We start from the raw sequence: 3,352 nt of genomic DNA, 5'->3' as shown, positions 1-3,352 counted from the left end.
GTTCAAGCTCCTACTTAGCTGGGGTGATCAGCTGGCGAGTCCGCTCGCTCGTCGACGAGCTCGACGAGCGAGGAAGTCCAGGTGCCGCGCGACGATCGGCTCCAGCCGCAGGCGAGACGTGGTCAGCGTGCGCATCACCGGCTCGGCACCCAACCGGCCAACGCTGCGCAGGCGGCATTGGTCGCGTCGGCGAGGGTCCGCTCGCTCTCCCGCCGCAAGGAGCGAAGGGCGACGGCGCGCGACTCGTCACCCGCAGCCGTGAGGGCGCCGGGAGGCCTGCAGGCCCACCTCGGCCGCGAGCGAGACGTGCCGGCGAGCGCGATGACCTTGCGGGCCCGGCTCCGGCAGCGCGGTGGGCAGGGCCCAGTCGGTGCCGAGACGCTCGTCGACGAGGTCGCGGGCGATCTCGTCGGCCCACCGGGGGTGCCGCCCACCGCGTCGAGCTCGTCGATGGCCAGGAGCAGCCGGCGGCGCAGGTGGCGCTCGAGCTGCGAGGGCTCGAGCGCCTCGATGCGGTGCGGGGGCACGGGGTCGGCGTCGTGGGCCATCCAGTCGATGCGCAGGCCCTCGGCCCCCGCAGAGCCGAAGGTCGAGACGCTCGGGACGAGGAGGCCGCCGAGCCCGGCGACGTAGAGCGCCTCCCCGGCGTCGGCGGCGGCATCGGTCGCGATCGGGCCGCACCGCGGCAGCCCGGCGAGGTCACCGGGAGAGGGCAAGGCCACGAGCACGCCGCCTCGCCGAGGTCGCGCCACAGCCGCAGCTGCTCGACGAGGCCCTCGGTGTGGTCGACGTCGGGCAGGGCCCGTTCGACGGCCTCGGTGAGGGTGACGCCGCCCGCCCAGGCGTGCGTCACCCAGGCGGCGACACGGACGGATGCGGGCAGCTCGGGCATCTGACAGATGGTAGTCAGCGACGGTTAGGGTCGGGTCCATGAGTGATGTCCTCGCCCTGGCCGGTGCGACCGTGGTCCGCGGGGGATCCACCCTGCTGTCCGAGATCGACTGGGAGGTCGAGGAGGGTCAGCGCTGGGTCGTGCTCGGGCCCAACGGCGCCGGCAAGACGACGCTGCTGCAGCTCGCATCCGGGCGCATGCACCCGACCCGCGGGGTCGTCGGCATCCTCGGCGAGGTCATGGGCGCGGTCGACGTCTTCGAGCTTCGGCCCCGGATCGGACTGGCCTCGGCGGCGCTCGCCGAGCGCATCCCCAGCCGCGAGCGGGTGGCCGACGTCGTCGTCACCGCCTCGTGGGGCGTCGTCGGCCGCTGGCGCGAGTCCTACGACGGCCTCGACCACGCGCGCGCCCTCGAGCTGCTCGAGGCCCTCGGCGCGGGTCACCTCGCCGACCGCACCTACGGCACCCTCTCCGAGGGCGAGCGCAAGCGGGTGCAGATCGCCCGGGCCCTCATGACCGACCCCGAGCTGATGCTCCTCGACGAGCCGGCGGCAGGCCTCGACCTCGGTGGCCGCGAGGACCTCGTCGGCCGGCTCGGCCAGATCGCCGGTGACCTCGAGGCCCCTGCGCTCGTCATGGTGACCCACCACGTCGAGGAGATCCCGCCGCACTTCACCGACGTGCTCCTCCTGCGCGAGGGTCAGGTCGTCGCGCAGGGCCCGCTCGAGATCACGCTCACCGAGGCCAACCTCTCCGAGACCTTCGGGCTCGACCTCGTGCTCGAGCAGCACGGGCAGCGCTGGGCGGCCCGCGCGCGCTCCTGAGGCCGGCGCGCCGGACACGCTGTGGTCACGACCGAAGGGCTGAACCCCCTTCGTCGGGGTGCGGTTGACATGATGGGGGCTGGACGCACGACCTAGGGGGCAATACATGGAGTGGCTCGGGGACAACCTCTGGCTGGCGTGGCTGGGCCTGGCGCTCGTCCTGATCGCGATCGAGGCGGCCACCGTCGACTTCGTCTTCGTCATGCTCTTCGGCGGGGCCCTCGTCGGGGCGCTGGCCGCCGGTCTCGGCGCACCCGTCGTCGTGCAGATCGTCGTGGCCGTGGCCGTGGCGCTGCTGCTCATCGCGGTGGTGCGCCCGATCGTCAAGCGGCAGTTCACCGATCCGGCCGCCTCCGCGGACATCGGGTCGGGTGCCCTGGCCGGCCGTCAGGCCCGTGTCCTCGAGACCGTCACCGAGACCGACGGGCGGGTCCGGCTCGCCGGTGAGACGTGGAGCGCCCGCGTCCCCGACGGGGCGCAGCCGTGCATGCCCGGTGACGAGGTCCGCGTCGTGTCGATCGACGGCGCGACCGCGATCGTCACCAAGACCCCCTGACCTGACCCTCCACGAAAGGACTCGCCCATGGACGGCGCCGGAATCCTCATCTTCCTGCTCGCGCTGCTCGTCTTCGCGCTCGTCATCCTCTTCAAGACGGTGCGCATCGTCCCGCAGCAGACCTCGCTGATCATCGAGCGCCTGGGTCGCTACTCGCGCACGCTCGAGGGGGGCATCCACATCCTCGTGCCCTTCGTCGACAAGGTGCGCGCCAGCATCGACCTGCGCGAGCAGGTCGTCAGCTTCCCGCCGCAGCCGGTGATCACCTCGGACAACCTCGTGGTCAACATCGACACGGTCATCTACTACACGGTCATCGACTCCAAGCGGGCCGTCTACGAGATCGCCAACTTCATCCAGGGCATCGAGCAGCTGACCGTCACGACGCTGCGCAATGTCATCGGCTCGCTCGACCTCGAGCAGACGCTGACCAGCCGTGACCAGATCAACGGCCAGCTCCGCGGCGCCCTCGACGAGGCGACCGGCCGCTGGGGCATCCGGGTCAACCGGGTCGAGCTCAAGGCGATCGACCCGCCGATGTCGATCCAGGAGTCGATGGAGAAGCAGATGAAGGCCGAGCGTGACCGTCGCGCCGCGATCCTCAACGCCGAGGGCGTCAAGCAGTCGCAGATCCTCACCGCCGAGGGTGAGAAGCAGTCGGCGATCCTGCGCGCCGAGGGCTCCGCCCAGGCGGCCGTCCTCGAGGCCCAGGGGCAGTCGCGGGCGATCAAGCAGGTCTTCGACGCGATCCACCGTGGCAAGCCGACGCAGAAGCTGCTCGCCTACCAGTACCTGCAGGTGCTGCCGCAGATCGCGACGGGCGACGCCAACAAGATGTGGATCATCCCCAGCGAGCTGACCGACGCCCTGCGCGGCATCGGTGGTGCGCTCGGTGGCGGCGACGGCGACGGGCCGAAGGGGGGTCTGGACTCGGAGGAGTGGGTCGACCCGGCCCGGAGGACGCCAACGTCTTCGACCAGACTGCGCTCGAGGACCCGGGCGACGCCCTCGCCGAGGCGCGCGGTCAGGCCGGTCAGGCCAGCCGCGAGGCCACCGAGCACGCGACGCCCGCCTCGCGGG

3 protein-coding genes and 1 pseudogene are annotated in these 3,352 nt (G+C 72.0%); 3 read left to right on the top strand and 1 reads right to left on the bottom strand.

Translation table 11 applies throughout. The features are described 5' to 3' along the window. Positions 1 to 134: 134 nt before the first annotated feature. Positions 135 to 728, bottom strand: a complete 594-nt coding sequence (locus AC2W7J_RS16805; protein ID WP_485983810.1) for a hypothetical protein — start codon at positions 726 to 728, stop codon at positions 135 to 137. 202 nt (positions 729 to 930) lie between these two features. On the opposite strand from AC2W7J_RS16805, the gene AC2W7J_RS16800 reads away from it, so the two are divergent. From AC2W7J_RS16800 to AC2W7J_RS16790, 3 genes and pseudogenes are all read left to right on the top strand, one after another. Further along, positions 931 to 1,716: an ABC transporter ATP-binding protein gene (locus tag AC2W7J_RS16800; RefSeq protein WP_485983809.1), complete on the top strand. Its 786-nt coding sequence runs from the start codon at positions 931 to 933 to the stop codon at positions 1,714 to 1,716. A gap of 106 nt (positions 1,717 to 1,822) precedes the next feature. Beyond that, a complete protein-coding gene (locus tag AC2W7J_RS16795; protein WP_255183467.1) occupies positions 1,823 to 2,272 on the top strand; it encodes an NfeD family protein in 450 nt (149 codons plus the stop codon). Between the two features lie 27 nt (positions 2,273 to 2,299). After that, positions 2,300 to 3,352 (top strand): annotated as a pseudogene (locus tag AC2W7J_RS16790) (SPFH domain-containing protein); the annotation flags it as partial.

This window comes from Janibacter sp. CFPM2_SD2, assembly GCF_057364645.1.
The sequence above is the reverse complement of the archived record's forward strand: the minus strand, read 5'-3'. Positions and strand labels throughout refer to the sequence as shown.

Coding starts and splice junctions, on each gene's coding strand:
- AC2W7J_RS16800 (WP_485983809.1), top strand. CDS start 931: ATGAGTGATGTCCTCGCCCTGGCCGGTGCGACCGTGGTCCGCGGGGGA.
- AC2W7J_RS16795 (WP_255183467.1), top strand. CDS start 1,823: ATGGAGTGGCTCGGGGACAACCTCTGGCTGGCGTGGCTGGGCCTGGCG.